Below are 16,722 nucleotides of genomic sequence, written 5' to 3' on the forward strand. Positions count from 1 at the left end.
CGATGAATACGTTGCGGAGATTGGCAGGCGCCGTGCTGGCGCTGTCACTCGCTGCCGGTGCAGCGCAAGCCCAGCAGGTGTTGTTCTGGTCGACACAGGCGCGACCTGTGGAAGAGACGCAAAAAATGCGCGGTGAGGTGCTGAAAGGGTTTGACGGCCAGGTCGACTATCAGGTCGCCGAGGACGGGCCCTGGCTCACCCGCCTTCAGGCCGAACTGCAAGCCGGCTCCGGCACCATAGGCGTGCTCGGCGGCCTGCACGGAGACTTCTCCACCGTCGGCGCGAACCTTGTCGATCTCTCTGGCATCGATCTCGGTGGCGTCAAGGTCAACGAGACCTACAAGAAACTCGGCATGCTCGGCACCGGAGAGCAGAAGTACCTGCCATGGATGCAGGCCACCTTTCTGATGGCGGCCAACAAGCAGGCGCTGCAATATCTGCCGGCCGGCACCGATCTCAACACCATCACTTATGACCAACTGATCGAGTGGGCGAAAAACATCGCTGAAAAGACCGGTTCGCCCAAATTCGGTTTTCCGGCCGGCCCGAAAGGGCTGAAGCACCGTTTCTTCGAGGGTTTTCTCCTTCCATCGTATACCGGCTCGATGGTGACCAAGTTCCGCTCGGCGGAGGCCGAGACGGCGTGGAACAAGTTCAAGGAACTATGGCAATACACCAACCCGAACTCGACCAACTATGCCTTCATGCAGGAGCCGCTGCTGACCGGCGAAGTCTGGGTGGCATTCGACCACGTGGCGCGCCTCGCCGACGCCTTCAACCAGAAACCGGATGACTTCGTCGCCTTCCCGGCGCCGGCTGGCCCGGCAGGCCGCGGCTACATGCCAGTGGTGGCCGGCGTCGCTATCCCGAAGACCTCGCCTGACATGGACAAGGCCAAGGCGCTGGTCGCCTATATGCTGAAACCGGAAACCCAGATCGCGACGCTGAAGGCGACAAACTTCTTCCCCATCGTCGACGTCAAGCTGCCCGACGACATGCCGGCCTCGGTAAAGGCCTTCAGCCCGGTCATCGCCACCATGACCGGTGCCCCGGATGCGCTGCCGGCGCTGCTGCCGATGGGACTTGGCGGCCTCGGCGGCAAGTTCAATCAGATCTACACCGACAGCTTCGAGCGCATCGTGCTCGGCGGCGAGGATGTGCGCGGCGTACTCGACGAACAGGCAGCGGCGCTGAAGGCGATCATCGACCAGGCGAAGGCGCCATGCTGGGCGCCCGACAAGCCCTCGCAAGGCGCCTGCCCGGTCGATTAAGAATCCTCCCCGGGCGTCCGGATTTCCAGCGCGCCGGGCGCCCACCCCTTTTGAAGCTTCGAATAGAGAGCGCTCCATGCACGGCAAGGCCCTGCCCTATCTGCTGCTGATGCCGGCGACGCTGTTCCTCTGCGTCTTTTTCCTCTACCCGTTCGTGTTGATCGCCTTCGAGGCGTTCACCCGCGACGGCGGCTTTACGCTCGACAATTTCCGCACCATGGCGGGCAGCTGGAAATTCCCGGTCACTGTTCGCAACACGCTGCTGCTGAGCGCCGTCGTCGTGCCCATCCAGCTGGTCATGGCGCTGCTGATGGCAACGGTGGTGTCGCGGCTTGAAATCGGGCGCAGCACCGCGCTCTACATCTTCGCTATTCCGCTCGGCATTTCCGATCTCGCCGCCGGGCTGATATGGCTCGCCATCTTCGACCAGTCCGGCTTCCTCAACACCTTGCTCTCCAATCTCGGCGTCATCGACAGGCCGGTCATGTTCCTCGGCTACCAGAGCAAGCTGACGATCTTCATCGCCGTGGCGCTGGCCGAGATCTGGCGTGCGACCGCCATCATGATGGTCATTCTGGTCGCCGGCATGGGGCTCATCCCCCGGGAATATTACGAGGCGGCGGAGGTTTTTGGCGCCAGCCCGTGGAAGCGCTTCATCAAGATCACGCTGCCTCTGCTGCGCCCAAGCCTGCAGACGGCGATCATCCTGCGCGTCATCCTTGCCTTTGAGGTCTTTGCCGTGGTTGCAGCACTCGGCGGCACCAATCTGCCGGTGCTGATGGGCGAGACCTACAATTGGCAGTTCACGCTGCAGGACCACAATGTCGCCGCCGCCATGGCGCTTTTCATCCTCGCCATCTCGATCGGTTTCACGCTGTTCTTCCTGCGGGTGCTGCGTGTGCCGAAGGAGGCGCGGATATGAGCACCGTCGCGGAGCTTTCGATCGCCGCGCCTGAGGCCCGCAAAGCCGGCAACTGGTTGCTGGTCGCCACTGTGATCCTGCTTTGCGTCTGGGTGCTGCTGCCGATCTATCTGTTGATCGTCAACGCGCTGTCGTCGCCGGAAGAGGTGACCGCCTTTCCTAAGCGCTTCTTCCCGTCATTCGATTTCGGCAGCCTTTCTTTCTTCATCAATTTCGCCGGCGTCGCCAAGGCGCTGTGGAACTCCGTTCTCGTCGCCACGCTGACGATGCTCCTCTCGATCGGCTTCGGCGCACCCGCGGGCTACGCGCTGTCGCGCTTCGAATTCCCGGGCAAGGAAACGTTCCGTTTCCTTGTGCTGATGACCCGCGCCTTCCCGCTGCCGCTGCTGGCGCTGCCGCTGGCGGTGATGTTCATCCGCACCGGCCTCGACGACACCGCGATCGGGCTGGCGCTGGTCCACACCACGCTGGCGCTTCCGTTTGCGGTGCTGATCACCTTCTCGCTGTTCTCCGGCATTCCCGTCGAGCTGGAGGAAGCGGCCTGGACGCTCGGCTGCACGAGATTGGAGGCATTCCGAAAAATCATTCTACCGCTGGCGCTGCCGGGTATCGCGGCATCGGCGGTATTTGCCTTCACTATCTCCTGGAACGAGGTGTTTGCCGCCGCCGTGCTCACCATCGAGAACCGGACGCTGACCGCCTTCCTGCTTCAGGGCCTCGGCGAATCGCCGCTCTACCTCAAATTCGCCGGTGGCGCGGCACTGGTCATCCCGGCGCTGATCTTCATCTTCGCCGTTCGCAAATATCTGTTCGCCATGTGGGGGATCGCGAACCGATGACGCGCACAAAAGAGAACGCCGATGGCTGAGATCGCCATTAAGCAGGTCGCAAAACGTTTCGGCGGCTTCACCGCGCTGCATTCGATCGACCTGACCATCGCCGACCAGGAATTCATGGTGCTGCTTGGCGCCTCGGGTTGCGGCAAGACCACGCTGCTGAGGATCGTCGCCGGGCTGGAAACGCCAAGCCAGGGCGAGGTCTGGATCGGCGGCCGTCGCGTCGACCATCTGCCGCCGCGCGAACGCGGCATCGCCATGGTGTTTCAGAATTACGCCGTGTTTCCGCACCTGACCGTGTTCGAGAACATCGCCTTCGGCCTGCGCATGAAGAAGCTGCCGCAGCAGGAGGTCGAGGGGCGCGTCAACCGCACCGCGGAGCTCATGCATATCGAGCAGCTTTTGAAGCGCTATTCGGGCCAGCTTTCGGGCGGTCAGCGCCAGCGCGTGGCAGTCGCTCGGGCACTTGCGATGGAGCCTGACGTGATCCTGATGGACGAGCCGCTGTCGAACCTCGACGCGCTGCTGCGGCTCGAAATGCGCGCCGAGCTCAAGGGCGTGCTCGCTGCGTCCAAGACCACCACCATCTACGTTACCCATGACCAGGTCGAGGCGATGAGCCTCGCCGATCGCATCGCCGTCATGCACGAGGGCCGTATCGTCCAGGCCGCCTCGCCGGTAGAGGTCTACCGCAATCCGGCGGCCCGCTTCGTCGGCTCTTTCATTGGCAACCCGCCGATGAATTTCATCCCGGCGACGAAGGCGGCAGACGGCAGCTGGACCGTCGCCGGGCTGACGCTGCCTGGCCCGAAATCGGACAAGCAGACGATAGAATTCGCCATTCGCCCCGAGGATGTCGACGCCGGCACCGAAGGACTGCACGCCACCGTGCGCGTTGTCGAGCCGCTCGGACCGCACACGCTGGTCACCTGCGATGTCGAGGGCGGCCTGTTCCGCGCCATCCTCGAATCGAATGTCACGGTCGCTGTCGGCGATCACCTGCGACTCTTGCCCAAACCCGACCGCATCCGCTGGTTCGATCCCGAAACCACCAACGCCCTTTGATCCCCCCTTCGATTCTGAAAGTACGAACGCCCCGATGATATCTCTTGCTGTCGACGAAACCATCGCCCGCGCCGTCGAGGTGCTCAGGGAAAACGACCAAGGCACCTATACCATACCGACCAAGGGCCTCTACCCGTTTCAGTGGAACTGGGATTCCTGCCTGACCGCGCTCGGCCTTGCCCACTATGACGAGGCGCGCGCCTGGACCGAGATCGACACGCTGTTCGCCCACCAGTGGCCAGACGGCATGGTGCCGCACATCGTCTTTCATGTCTGGAGCGACGGCTATTTCCCCGGGCCGGAGGTCTGGCGAACGGACCGCCCGACCGCCACCTCGGGCATCACCCAGCCGGCGGTCGCCGGCTTTGCCGTGCGCCGCCTGTTCGACCGGGCAAAGGACAAGAAACTGGCGGCCGGGCGCGCCCGCGCGCTGCTGCCGAAGATCGACGCCTGGCACCGCTGGTTCTACGAAAACCGCGATCCAAGGGGCGAGGGGCTGGTCGCCATTATCCATCCATGGGAGTCCGGCCGCGACAATTCCATCGACTGGGACGACGCCTTCGAGCGCGTGCCGACCGAAGGCGTCGAGGCCTACACGCGCCGCGACACCTTGCACGCCGACCCGGCGCATCGTCCAACCAAGGCACAGTATGACCGCTATGTCTGGCTGCTGCAGCATTTCCGCGGGCTTGGCTGGGACAACGCCCGGCTGCACGATGCCTCGCCATTCCAGGTCGTCGATCCCGGCTTCAACGCCATCCTGATCCGTTCCGCCGCCGACCTTGCCGATCTCGCCGAGACACTTGGCGAAACCGAAATCGCCAAGGCCAACCGCGCCCGTACCGAAAAGGGGCTTTCGGCAATGGAACGGCTGTGGAGCGACACGCATGGCCAGTACATTTGTTTCGATCGAGTGGCCGGAAAGCACGTTGACAGCGCGTCGGTTGGCGGCATTCTGTCGGTGTTTTCGGCCATCCCGGATAGCCGGGCAGCGACCATCGCTGCAACGATCGAGCGCATCGCCGGCAAAGCGCGTTACATCGTCCCCTCGCACGATCCTGGCGATGCGCGCTTCGACTCCAAGCGCTACTGGCGCGGCCCGGTCTGGCTGGTGGTCAACTACATGATCGCCGGCGGCCTTGCCGCCGCCGGCCACAGCCAAATCGCACAACGGATCACCCAGTCCAGTCTCGACCTGATCGCCGAGAGCGGTTTTGCCGAATATTACGATCCCCTCAGCGGCGAGCCGCTCGGCGGCAGCCGCTTCACCTGGACCGCAGCGATGGTGATCGAGTTCCTGAAAGGCAGAGCCTGAACGCTTCCACCTAGGCCGCCGGCTATCAAAGCCCGTTCTGTCTGCCGAATAACGGTCGATACTATTTGCGTCCGAGGCATGTCCTGGCCCATCAAAACAGAGCCAAGGCGTGCCGATCTTCACCACACCAGAGCTATAATAATTCTTCACAAACCGCTACCTATACTGCGTCGGGGCGGGGAGAAGCGCGGCTTGGAATTCGATCTGAAAACCATTGAGGCGCTTGCTCCCGATCAGGCGTCGCTGAGCGCCGCCTCCAAGCTCACCAAACGAACGAACTGGCCGCGGCTAGAAAAGCATGAGCAGCAGGCGCTCATCTGGGGCGAATGCCAGGGCTCCGGCTCCAATCCTTATCGCGTGGTGGTCGACACGGGTGATCACGGCTACAAATGCACCTGTCCCTCGCGCAAATTCCCATGCAAGCATACGCTGGCCCTGATGTGGATTGCCGCCACCGCGCCAGCCAGTTTTGCCGCTGCCAATACCACGCCGGAATGGGTGAATGACTGGCTTGGCCGACGCAGGAAGACAACGCCACAGCCGGCGCAACCGGTACCCGGCGCGGAAGCCAAGCGCATTGGCGAAGCCGCACAAGCCGACGAGAGCACCGCCGTTGAAGACATCGCGGCGCTGGAGCGTCGCGAGGCGGCGCAGCGCAAGCGGGCGGAAAGCACACGAGAAGCAGTGTCGGCTGGGCTCGATGAGCTTGATCAGTGGATTGCCGACCAGTTACGGCTCGGTCTATCCGGGTTTGTCGACGCCAGCAGCGACCGTTGCCGGCGGATTGCTGCGCGGCTGGTCGATATGAAGGCGGCCGCGCTCGCCGGCCGTATCGACGAGATTCCATCGCGGCTGATGGCGCTGCGCAGCGAGGAACGGTCTGATGCCGCAATCCGCGAACTCGGCAAGCTCGTGCTGCTGGCCAAGGCGTGGCGGGCGGCGCCCGACGACCCCGAGCTGAAGCGCCTCGTATCAACGTCTGAACCCCGAGAACAGGTTCTCAGCAGTCCGAATGCAAGACAGGTTGAAAGCCTCTGGGAAGTTCTCGGCGAGAAGATCGAGAGCCGCCGCGATGGTCTGGTCAGCCATTCGACCTGGCTGCTCGATTTGAACAGCGCCAACCCGCAATTTGCCGTGCTGCTCGACTTTTTCCCGGCTTCGGCCGGACGCCGGTCCAACGCTTTCGCACCAGGCGACCGTTTCAATGCTCGACTGGTGTTTTATCCATCACGTATGCCGCTCCGCGCTCTGGTGGCGGAGCGCATGGGGGAAGTTGCGCCCGGCGCTTGGCCCGATTTTGCTTTTGGCACCGCGAAGGATCCGCTCGCCACGCATGCTTCCCATCAGGACGCCGCGCCCTGGATCGCCGATTGGCCCCTCATGTTGGCGCCCGGCGCTATCCTGCTCGACGATCGGGGTACGGCATGGTGGCAGGCGGAGGATGAACCGCAGGGGATCGCCTTGCCGATCGCCGGCGCGGTAGATCAAACCTTGCTCGGCCTCGACCTTGCGGCCACGGCAGCGCTCTGGAACGGCGCCCGGCTTGAGCTTCTGGCGGCGCAAAGCGAGTTCGGGAGGCTTGATCTGGCGTGAACGAACGCGAGCAAACAGGCCTGGCGGCAATGCGCGATTGCTGGATCACCGGCGGTGCTACGTTCGATCTGGCTCCGGCAGAATGGAAGGCAATCGCCGGCGGTGCAAGTTCCGACGAACAGGAGCGCCGGCTCCTGGCAATCACAGCACAAGCGCTCGACGTCGCGCTGCGGCCGGCCGCGCCGACGACACTCAAGCGTCGTCTGCCGCTGCCCAGACTTGCCCTGCCCATTCTGCCGGCACGATTTCGGCCGTTGTTGAGAGCCGCTCTGAAGCACGCCGCCGACGCGAGGCGAAAGACACGCGTGGCGGCGCTCGTCGCCAGCCGCGGCTTTGTGCTCCATCCCATGGATTGGATGCCCTCGGATCAGAACTGTCCTGACGTCTACGCGCCATGGGTAGACTGGCAAGCAAGCATGGACGGGGAAAGGCTCGCCCCACAAGAGAAACTGACTGCGGAAAACTGGGATGAGTTCTATCCCGCAGCGCGACGCTTGGCCCTTGCCGATATGCGCCGTACCGACCCGACATCGGCTCGAACGTTGATCGAAGCCAAGGCGTCTGGCGAACCGGCGGAAGTCAGGCTTGCGCTCATCGAGCTTATGCGCTTCGTCCTGAGTGCCGAGGACGCGCCTTTCCTGAAAAGCCTTTCCGCCGACAGGTCCGGCAAGGTGCGTGAACTGGCTGGCCGGCTGCTGGCAAGATTAGGAGAGCACGTTCGCCCGAGCGACGGTGGACCGGACGATCCCGTAGCCGAGCTCGCCGCCTTTATCACTGAAGGCAGATCGGGCTTAATCCGCCGCCGGACCATCTACACTCCGGCAAAACTAAAATCCCAAGCGCAGGAGCAACGCCGCGCCGAACTGTTCGAGATATGCAACCTCGTCGACCTTACCGAACGGTTCAACACTACGGAAGCCGAATTCATAGGAGGCTGGCAATTCGGCGCCGACAATAAAGCCGACATCCTGATCGCACGAATGGTCGCCACCACAGGGAGCGAAGCCGCCCTTACGCAGATGGCGGATACGCTTATCGCCGAAGGCGGCAAACCGGCGCTGTTCGTGCTTCACCTCATGCCACGCCTGGACAGCCGCAGAAAGCGTGTCCTCATCAGGCTGATCCTCAAGGAGACGACTTATCTTGGCATGATCACCCTGGCGGAAGGCATCGATGCCGACTGGCTGGAATGGGACGACCTGACGAATGGACAGGCGCTCGCCGCACTGCGTTCCGCCGCCGGCGGAAAAGACGACGCCGCGCGGCGGGGTCTCGACGATGTACTGGAGACGATCGGCTTCCTTGCCACCGCGACCACGGCAGCGAAATTGATCGACGACATGGTCGCGGCGGGCGTGCCGCCCGCGGCTCCTTCACTCGGGCTTCTGCGTCTCAACGCATCACTGGCGGGGCCTGGAACCAACACATGACCAATCCGGAGAACAGCAAAATGAACGCAGCCATCCGCCTCCCGGTCGAGCAGGCCTACGCTTCGGAATTGCAGGCGCTGGCGCGCGATGACGACCGGCAGAGGCCTGCCGGCTGGAGCCTCTCGCCACAGGCTGTGCTGACCTATCTTCTGGGCGGGAAGGCCGGTGACGGCACCCCGGTAACGCCAAAATACGTCGGTCGCCGCCGGTTGATGGAGACCGCGGTAGCGACGCTCGCCACCGACCGCGCACTGTTGCTGCTCGGCGTTCCCGGAACCGCCAAGTCCTGGGTATCGGAACATCTTGCCGCCGCCATCATGGGCGACTCGACGCTGATCGTGCAGTGCACGGCCGGCAGCGACGAGAACCAGATCCGCTATGGCTGGAACTATGCGCAGCTACTGGCAAAGGGCCCGAGCCAGGAAGCGTTGGTGCCGACGCCGCTCTACCGAGCCATGCAGAACGGCAAGCTCTGCCGGCTGGAGGAACTGACCCGTATGGGCTCGGACGTGCAGGACACGCTAATCACCGTGCTTTCCGAAAAGATGATGCCGATCCCGGAATTGAACACCTCGATCTACGCCCAGCGCGGCTTCAACATTATCGCCACGGCAAACAACCGCGACAAAGGTGTCAACGAGCTCTCCTCGGCGCTCAAGCGTCGCTTCAATGTCGTGGTGCTGCCATTGCCGGAGGACATGGCCGAAGAGGTGGCGATCGTCTCCAAACGGGTCGACGAGATGGCTGGCGGGCTCGACCTGCCGGTGCCGAAAAACGTCGGCGAGGAGATCGCCCGGGTATTGACCATCTTCCGCGAATTGCGCTCCGGCGCGACTGCCGACGGCAAGGTGACGCTGAAGACGCCTTCTGGCTCGCTGTCGACCGCAGAAGCGATCGCCACGATGGTTGGCGGGCTCAGCCAGGCGGCGTGGTTCGACAGTGGCAAGCTCGGCGCCGAAGGCCTCGCCGCCAGCCTTGTCGGCGCGATCGTGAAGGATCCGGTGCAGGACAAGGTGGTACTGGAGGAATATCTGGAAACGGTGCTCAAGAAGCGGCCCGACTATGCCGGATATTACGCGGCGCTGAACGCAGCGATCTGACGCCATGGGCCACGGCGACATTGCCTATTTCGGGATACGCCATCACGGGCCGGGTTCCGCCGACAGCCTGGTGCAGGCACTGCAGGATTTGAACCCGGTCGCCGTGCTGATCGAGGGGCCGATCGACGCCTCTGAGCTTCTGCCCATGCTGGCCCGCCCCGAAATGCAGCCGCCGGTGGCGCTCCTTTGCTATCCGGAGGAGGATCCGGCTTCGACAAGCTTCTGGCCTTTCGCCGAATTCTCGCCCGAATACCAGGCGGCGCTTTGGGCTGTGGGCAACAAGGCGACGTTGCAGTTTATCGACCTGCCGTCATCGGCACGATTCACCACTGCTGCGATCGGTGGCGCGGAGGACGCCGATGCGACCGAAGCTATCCAAGCCCCCGAGAATGGTGACGCGGCTCCGCTACCGCGTGATCCGATAGCCATGCTGGCGCACGCCGCCGGTTATGAGGACGGCGAAAGCTGGTGGTCGGACATCATTGAACAGAACCCGAAACCCGGCCCCATATTTGCCGCCATCGCCGATGCGATGACGACACTGCGGGACGGCGAGGGTCCGATCGCTGAGTTCGAAGCCAAACGCGAGGCGCATATGCGGCTCGAAATCGCCGCGGCGCGCAAGGCGTTCGATGGGCCGATCGCCGTCGTCTGCGGGGCATGGCATGTGCCAGCTTTACAGGCCACCCACACACAGAAAAACGATCAGGCGCTGATCAAGGGAATTGTGCGGCGCAAGAGCACAATGACATGGGCGCCGTGGACGGGACCGCGTCTGGCGCTGGGATACGGCTATGGCGCGGGCGTCGTCGCACCCGGCTGGTGCAAGCATCTTTGGCGCACGCGCGGCCGTCACGATGCGGCAACCCTGTGGCTTGCAATGATCGCCGCCGTGCTGCGGGCGAAGGGCCACCTGATCTCGACCGCTTCGTTGATCGAAGCTGAGCGGCTCGCCCGGACCCTCGCCGCAATTCGCGAACGACCGAAACCCGGGTTTGAGGAATTGCGCGACGCCGCGATTGCCGCCCTCTTCAACGGCGAAGCGTTGCTGTGGGGACTGGTCGAGGCCGAGCTGCTTCTTGGTTCGGACGTCGGCGAAATTCCGCCCGACACACCGCTGGCGCCGCTGATCGAAGATCTCCAGCGCAACCAGAAGGCGGCGCGGCTGAAGCCTGAGGCGCTGGAACGGGAACTGTCGGTCGACCTGCGAAGCGAAAGCGGGCTGTTCCGCTCGACATTGCTGCATCGGCTGAACGTGCTCGGTGTGCATTGGGGCAGACTGACCGATGCCGGTCGCAGCCGTGGCACCTTCCGCGAGCGGTGGACGCTGGTCTGGGAACCAGAATATGCCGTTCGTCTGGTCGAGAACCTGATTTACGGGCCGACCATCGAAAAGGCTGCCAATGGCCGCCTGATCCAGATGATCGAAACGGCGGCGACGCTCGATACGCTTGCGGCACTGGTCCAGAGCGCCATCACGGCAAACTTGTCGGCAGCATCTACTGCCGGCCCACGGCGTTGGAGGTACGCGCGGCGCGCAGCAGTGAATGCCTGGATATCCTGGCGTCGGTGCCGCCGCTCGCCGACATTGTCCGCTATGGCGAGGCCCGCAAAACGCAGACGGACCGGCTGTCCGGCCTCATGGAGCGGCTGATCGTCGAAGGTGCGATCGCGCTTCCCTATGCTGCGCGCGATCTGGATGAGCAGGCCGCCGCGATACTGGTTGGTGCGATGCGCAAGGCCGATGAGGCGATCAGGCTGGTCGAACCCGGCCAAGACGTGCTGGACGGATGGCGCAACGGGCTGGCTGCCGTGCTGGACGCGTCACGGTCGACGGCGCTGCTGGCCGGGTGCGCCGCACACCTGCTCTACGACGCCGGTCGCCTGTCCGCCGAAGCCGCTGCCGGGCTGCTCGGGCGACGCCTGTCACCGGGGACGCCTGTCACTGACGCGGCCGGGTTCTTCGAAGGCTTCTTCAGCACAGCCGGTCAACGGCTGATTTATGACGAGGGTCTGCGCGGTGCGGTCGATGGGTGGCTCAGATCCCTGGACGAAGATGCTTTCATCGCGCATCTACCGCTGCTGCGCCGTGTCTTTTCCAATCTGGACAGCATGGAACGCCGGCGGCTGATCGAAGCGGTCCTCGGCGGCGCGGCGCGCTTGCCGGCTGGCGTGACGCCGACGCCGGATGGCGGCGACGCATGGCGTCGACACCTGGGGCTGCTTGGACCATTGCTCAACGGAGAAACCGGCAATGGATGACGAGGCCGAAATGAACGAACCGGGCCCGCTCACTGCCGATGGCGGAAGGGAGCGCCGCTGGCGACTGGCGATCGGCGCCGATGACGAGGCGTCGCCGGCACTTTCCAGCGACGACAAACGGCTTTCGGCGGCGCTCGACGCGCTCTATGGCGACGGTACCAACTCCGGGGCCAGCGACCCCCGCAAGCGGCGTGGCGGCCTTGGCCGGTCAGCGCCGCGCGTTGCACAATGGATGGGCGACATTCGCTCCTTCTTTCCGGCGCAGGTCGTCCAGATCGTCCAGAAGGACGCCTTCGAACGGCTGGACCTGAAGCAGATGCTGATGGAACCGGAATTCCTCAAGGCGATCGAGGCGGACGTCAATCTCGTCGCCGACCTGATTTCGCTGCGATCGGTCATGCCGGCCAAGACTAAGGACATTGCCCGTACGATCATTGCCGATATCGTCGGCAAGCTCATGCAGAAGCTGGAACAGAAGACCGCCGAGGCTATACGCGGCGCGCTCGATCGATCGAGACGAACCAACCGCCCGCGTGCGCGCGATATCGACTGGCAGCGCACTATTTCGGCGAACCTTCGCCACTATCAACCCGAGCATAAGACCATCGTGCCGGAGAAACTGGTCGGCTTCATGCGCAAGCAGCGCCGGCTTGTCGATCTGGATGAAGTCGTTCTCTGTGTCGACCAGTCCGGCTCGATGGCAAGCTCGGTTGTCTATGCCTCGATTTTCGCGGCGGTGATGGCCTCGCTGCCGGTTGTGCGCACCAAGCTTGTCTGCTTCGATACGGCGGTTATCGACCTGACCGACGAGCTCAGCGATCCGGTCGAGGTGCTGTTCGGCGTGCAACTTGGCGGCGGCACGGACATCAATCAGGCGGTCGCCTATTGCGCCGACCGTATCGAACGGCCAACCAAGTCGCATCTGGTGCTGATCACCGATCTCTATGAAGGGGGTAAATGGCCAGGACCTGCTGCGGCGACTGGCAGCGTTGGTTCGATCCGGTGTAAATGTTGTCGTGCTTCTGGCGCTGACCGATCAAGGCCGGCCCGGCTACGATCCGACAATGGCAGGCTCGGTAGCAGCCCTTGGTATTCCCGTCTTCGCCTGCACGCCGGATCTGTTTCCGGACATGATGGCTGCGGCCTTACGCCGCGACGATATCGGAGCATGGGCGGCAGGCGCCGACATCAAGGTGGTCCGCGCCGAAACGCAGGCGTCGAGCCCGTCACCAACTGCCATATAGGTTTGACAAACAGCAGCCCGTGCCTATCGTCGGCGTATTACAGGAGCGGCGCATGACAATAGCAACCGGCTGCGGTTTTGGCGGGTTTTCCGCATGCGTTCTTTGCAGCGAAAATCATCTCCGGACGCGCTCACAATCCTCACCTATCACTGCTCGCGTCGCATCACTGTGTGCGCGCCAATCGCATCCGTGAGCGCTCTGTCCCCGCTGACCGCCGAGCTTCTGTCGCGACTTGAGGGTCGGCTGGATCGGTCGGCGATCGTCTCGGCCGATGAGGCCGGGCCGCGTTACAGGGAAGACCCCGACGGCAAGACCGGTGCGCGGCCGGAGGTCGTGCTGCGACCGCGCACTGCCGGCGAGGTGTCGGACATACTGCGCCTGTGCAATGAAATCGGGCAGAGGCTTGTGATCCAAGGTGGCCGGACCGGGCTCGCCGGCGGCGCTCGCGTCCAACCCGGCGAAGCTGTGCTGTCGCTGGAGCGCATGACTTCCGTTGAAGCCCTCGACCGCGAGGCGGCGACCATCATCGCCGAGGCCGGCGCGCCGCTGCAAACGGTGCAGGACGCCGCCGATGAGGCCGGCTTGCTGTTCGGCGTCGACATCGGAGCGCGCGGATCGGCCACCGTCGGCGGCAATGTCGCCACCAATGCCGGCGGCATCCGCGTGCTGCGCTACGGCATGTACCGGGCGCAGGTGCTTGGGCTGGAAGCAGTGCTTGCCGACGGCAGTATCCTGACCTCGCTCAAGGGTTTGGCGAAGGACAACTCCGGCTACGATCTCAGCCAATTGTTCATCGGCAGCGAGGGCACGCTCGGCGTGGTCACGCGCGCATCCCTGCGGCTGCATCCGAAGCCGGCCACCGAGATCAACGCCTTCTGCGCGCTTGCTTCGCTGGACGCAGCGATCACGCTGCTTGCGCTGCTCAAGCGAAAGCTCGGGCCCTTGCTGTCGGCCTATGAGGTGAATTTCGCACCGCTCTATGGCGCCATGATCGCCGGCATGGAGGCGCCGGCGCCGCTACCCGCCGGCTCGCCCGTCTATGTGCTTGCCGAGATACAGGGCAGCGAGCCCGACCGCGACGGCGAACGTTTTGCCGCGGTGCTGATGCAGGCGGTTGAAGATGGCGTGATCGACGACGTGGTCGTCTCGCAATCGCCGCGCGAATTCCGGGCGCTCTGGGCGGTGCGCGAGGAGGCCAACCGTTTCCTGTTTTCGATGGCAGGCCTGATTGGCGTCGATATCAGCATCCCGCTGGCGAAAATGGCGACTTTCCTGCGCGAAACAGAAGCCGCAATCAAGTCCATTGACCGCGGCGCCGACATCTACGTCTTCGGCCATCTCGGCGATGGCAATCTGCATTATCAGGTCCGCACCGCGGATCCGGCGGCCGTATACGGCATCGTGTACGGCGGTGTTGCCGCGGCTGGCGGCGGCGTCTCGGCCGAGCATGGCATCGGCCTCGACAAGAAGGAATGGCTGCACCTTGTGCGCAGCGACGCCGAGATCGCGGCCATGCGGGGCCTGAAAGCAGCCTTCGACCCGAACACCATCCTCAATGCCGGGCGCATATTCGACCTCGCACCGGGCTGAAATCGAAGGCAGGTAGCGCTGGCCGGGTGCTGCCCCTATCTGGTCGCGCCCTTCAATTCCGCATGCGCAACCGCGACGCGGGCAGCAAGCGCGGCGTTGTTGCGGACCAGCGCGATGTTGGCCTTCAGGCTGCGGCCTTGCGAAAGCTCGTTGATGCGTGCGAGCAGAAACGGCGTTAGTTCCTTGCGCCCGATGCCGCGCTTCTCGGCCTCAGCCACGGCCGCTGCGATCGTGCCGTCGATGAACGCCGGATCGAGCGCGTCCGCTTCGGGGATAGGGTTGGCGACGAGAATGCCGGTGCCGGATTCCATCTCGTCATGCAGCAGCATGGCTCGCGCGATCTCGTCGGGCGTGTCGAGGCGATGATCGGCCCTGAGCCCGCTGGAGCGGGTGTAGAAAGCCGGAAAATCATCGCTCCCATAGGCGATCACCGGCACGCGCTGAGTTTCCAGACATTCCAGCGTCTTCGCAATATCGAGGATCGACTTAACCCCGGCGCAGACGACGGTGGTGCCGGTTTGGCCGAGTTCGGTTAGGTCGGCGGAGATATCGAAAGTGGCTTCGGCGCCGCGATGCACGCCGCCGACGCCGCCGGTTGCAAAAATGCCGATCCCGGCCAAAGCGGCGATCCGCATCGTCGCCGAGACGGTGGTTCCGGCCGAGCCGCCGCGCACCATGATGGCGGCGAGATCGCGCCCGGAAGCCTTGACCACGCCCTTTGCCACTGCCAGCTCTTCCAGTTCACGGTCGTCGAGGCCAACCTTGATCTTGCCGGCGACCACTGCGATCGTGGCGGGCACCGCGCCGTTTTCACGCACCACGGTCTCGACACCACGGGCCGTTTCCAGATTGGCCGGATATGGCATGCCGTGGGTGATGATCGTCGATTCCAATGCCACCACGGCGCGGCCTTCATCAAGCGCGGTAGCGACTTCGTCGTTCAAGTGGACAAGGGAAGGTTTCATATCATCTCGCTTTCAGGCAGGAATGCGGTACATGCCGGCGGCAAGGAACCGCGGCGACAGATCGGGGTGGACGCTGGATTCGCTCTCGGTGGTCAGTGTGGCAAGCAGCGCGCCGGTGCGCACGGCATGAGCGACCGGCTCACCCGAAAGCACCTTGTACAGAGTGCCGGCGATCATCGCGTCACCGGCGCCGGTGATATCGACGGGCTGCGCCGGGACGGAGTGCATGGTCGTCACACCGCTCTCGGTCGCAACGGCAAATCCATGCGCGCCCACGGTCACGATCGCTTCGGCAGCGCCGGTCGCGCGCAGCGCTGCTGCTGCTTCCTCCGGCGTCAGCCGCTTGTCGGCATCCGTCATGCCGAGCATCGTATTGGCCTCGTCATGATTGGTGAACAGAAGATCGATGCCGGTCAGGTCCTTCGGCAGGCGCGCTGATTTCGGCGCCGATACCGTGTCGACTGCGAGCTTGAAGCGCGCGCCCTGCTTGCGCGACATCAGTGCTGCGATAGTCGCGGCCGGCAGATTGCAGTCGATGAACACCCATGTCGCCGAAGCCAGATGCGGCCAGAAGCGGTCGAGATAGGACGACGAAAACAGATCGAAGATCTCCATGTCGGCAATGCCGAGCACGAGGTCGTTGTTGCGGTCGAGGATGGCCGCGTATTCCGCCGTCGGCCGCTCCGTGGTGGTGATGACCTGGCTGACATCGGCGCCAAGATCGCGCAGGTGCCGCACCAGCGAGCGGCCGGTTTCATCGTCGCCGACGATCGAGACGAAGCTTATGTCGACGCCGAGGCGGGCAAGGTTTTCGGCGACGTTGCGGGCGACCCCGCCGAAGCTGCGATAGCCGTCGACTGGGTTCGACGTCTCGAAAATCAGATCCTTCCTGGCGTGGTATTTGCGGTCGAGCACCGCGCCGCCGACGCAGACAATGCGCTTGGACGTCGGCAAGACATAACCACGGCCGAGAATGTAGCCCTTGTTGACGAGTTGCACGATGTGGGCCGCGACCGTCGAGCGGGCGATGCCGAGCGCGGTTGCTATGTCCTGCTGGCCGGCAAACGGGTTCGCCGCAATGAGGTCGAGAACCGCTTGTTCCTGTGCTCCAAGGTCGTCCATTTGTCTT

At 63.8% G+C, this 16,722-nt stretch carries 13 protein-coding genes and 1 pseudogene; 12 read left to right on the top strand and 2 right to left on the bottom strand.

The features are described 5' to 3' along the window. Nucleotides 1–2: 2 nt before the first annotated feature. The 12 genes and pseudogenes from NKH21_RS18435 to NKH21_RS18490 all read left to right on the top strand — a co-directional run bounded on the left by NKH21_RS18435 (nt 3) and on the right by NKH21_RS18490 (nt 14,628). Nucleotides 3–1,271 carry an ABC transporter substrate-binding protein gene (locus NKH21_RS18435; RefSeq protein WP_352660627.1) on the top strand — a complete coding sequence of 423 codons (1,269 nt, stop codon included), beginning with the start codon at nt 3–5 and terminating at the stop codon, nt 1,269–1,271. A 76-nt stretch (nt 1,272–1,347) separates the two neighbouring features. After that, complete coding sequence (locus NKH21_RS18440) at nt 1,348–2,193, top strand: carbohydrate ABC transporter permease (protein WP_352660624.1); 846 nt, start codon at nt 1,348–1,350, stop codon at nt 2,191–2,193. Next, the gene (locus tag NKH21_RS18445; RefSeq protein ID WP_352866716.1) at nt 2,190–3,032 is read left to right on the top strand and encodes a carbohydrate ABC transporter permease; all 843 of its coding nucleotides are present in this window, start codon (nt 2,190–2,192) and stop codon (nt 3,030–3,032) included. Before NKH21_RS18440 ends, NKH21_RS18445 begins: the two co-directional genes overlap by 4 nt. 21 nt (nt 3,033–3,053) lie before the next feature. Further along, a complete protein-coding gene (locus tag NKH21_RS18450) occupies nt 3,054–4,094 on the top strand; it encodes an ABC transporter ATP-binding protein (protein WP_352660619.1) in 1,041 nt (346 codons plus the stop codon). Between the two features lie 34 nt (nt 4,095–4,128). Then, on the top strand, nt 4,129–5,409 hold the full coding sequence (locus tag NKH21_RS18455; protein WP_352866719.1) for an amylo-alpha-1,6-glucosidase: 1,281 nt from the start codon (nt 4,129–4,131) through the stop codon (nt 5,407–5,409). Nucleotides 5,410–5,601: 192 nt separating this feature from the next. Beyond that, entirely contained in the window at nt 5,602–7,002 is a 1,401-nt protein-coding gene (locus NKH21_RS18460; RefSeq protein WP_352660614.1) for an SWIM zinc finger family protein, read from the top strand. Next, nucleotides 6,999–8,432: a DUF5691 domain-containing protein gene (locus NKH21_RS18465; RefSeq protein WP_352660611.1), complete on the top strand. Its 1,434-nt coding sequence runs from the start codon at nt 6,999–7,001 to the stop codon at nt 8,430–8,432. The genes NKH21_RS18460 and NKH21_RS18465 overlap by 4 nt, the downstream gene beginning before the upstream one ends. 20 nt (nt 8,433–8,452) lie before the next feature. Further along, nucleotides 8,453–9,532, top strand: a complete 1,080-nt coding sequence (locus NKH21_RS18470) for an ATP-binding protein (RefSeq protein ID WP_352866722.1) — start codon at nt 8,453–8,455, stop codon at nt 9,530–9,532. Nucleotides 9,533–9,536: 4 nt separating this feature from the next. After that, the gene (locus NKH21_RS18475) at nt 9,537–11,186 is read left to right on the top strand and encodes a DUF5682 family protein (RefSeq protein WP_352866724.1); all 1,650 of its coding nucleotides are present in this window, start codon (nt 9,537–9,539) and stop codon (nt 11,184–11,186) included. After that, entirely contained in the window at nt 11,102–11,794 is a 693-nt protein-coding gene (locus NKH21_RS18480; RefSeq protein ID WP_352866727.1) for a DUF5682 family protein, read from the top strand. Before NKH21_RS18475 ends, NKH21_RS18480 begins: the two co-directional genes overlap by 85 nt. Continuing rightward, nucleotides 11,787–13,038, top strand: a pseudogene (locus NKH21_RS18485) (VWA domain-containing protein). The gene NKH21_RS18480 and the pseudogene NKH21_RS18485 overlap by 8 nt, the downstream one beginning before the upstream one ends. Before the next feature lie 198 nt (nt 13,039–13,236). Continuing rightward, entirely contained in the window at nt 13,237–14,628 is a 1,392-nt protein-coding gene (locus NKH21_RS18490) for an FAD-binding oxidoreductase (RefSeq protein ID WP_352661300.1), read from the top strand. Between the two features lie 35 nt (nt 14,629–14,663). Here NKH21_RS18490 and NKH21_RS18495 read toward each other — a convergent pair whose 3' ends face one another. Beyond that, nucleotides 14,664–15,593, bottom strand: a complete 930-nt coding sequence (locus NKH21_RS18495) for a pseudouridine-5'-phosphate glycosidase (RefSeq protein WP_352660597.1) — start codon at nt 15,591–15,593, stop codon at nt 14,664–14,666. Between the two features lie 12 nt (nt 15,594–15,605). Next, entirely contained in the window at nt 15,606–16,715 is a 1,110-nt protein-coding gene (locus NKH21_RS18500) for a carbohydrate kinase (RefSeq protein ID WP_352660595.1), read from the bottom strand. Nucleotides 16,716–16,722 lie beyond the last annotated feature (7 nt).

The organism is Mesorhizobium sp. M1329, assembly GCF_040318035.1.
GTDB lineage: Bacteria > Pseudomonadota > Alphaproteobacteria > Rhizobiales > Rhizobiaceae > Mesorhizobium.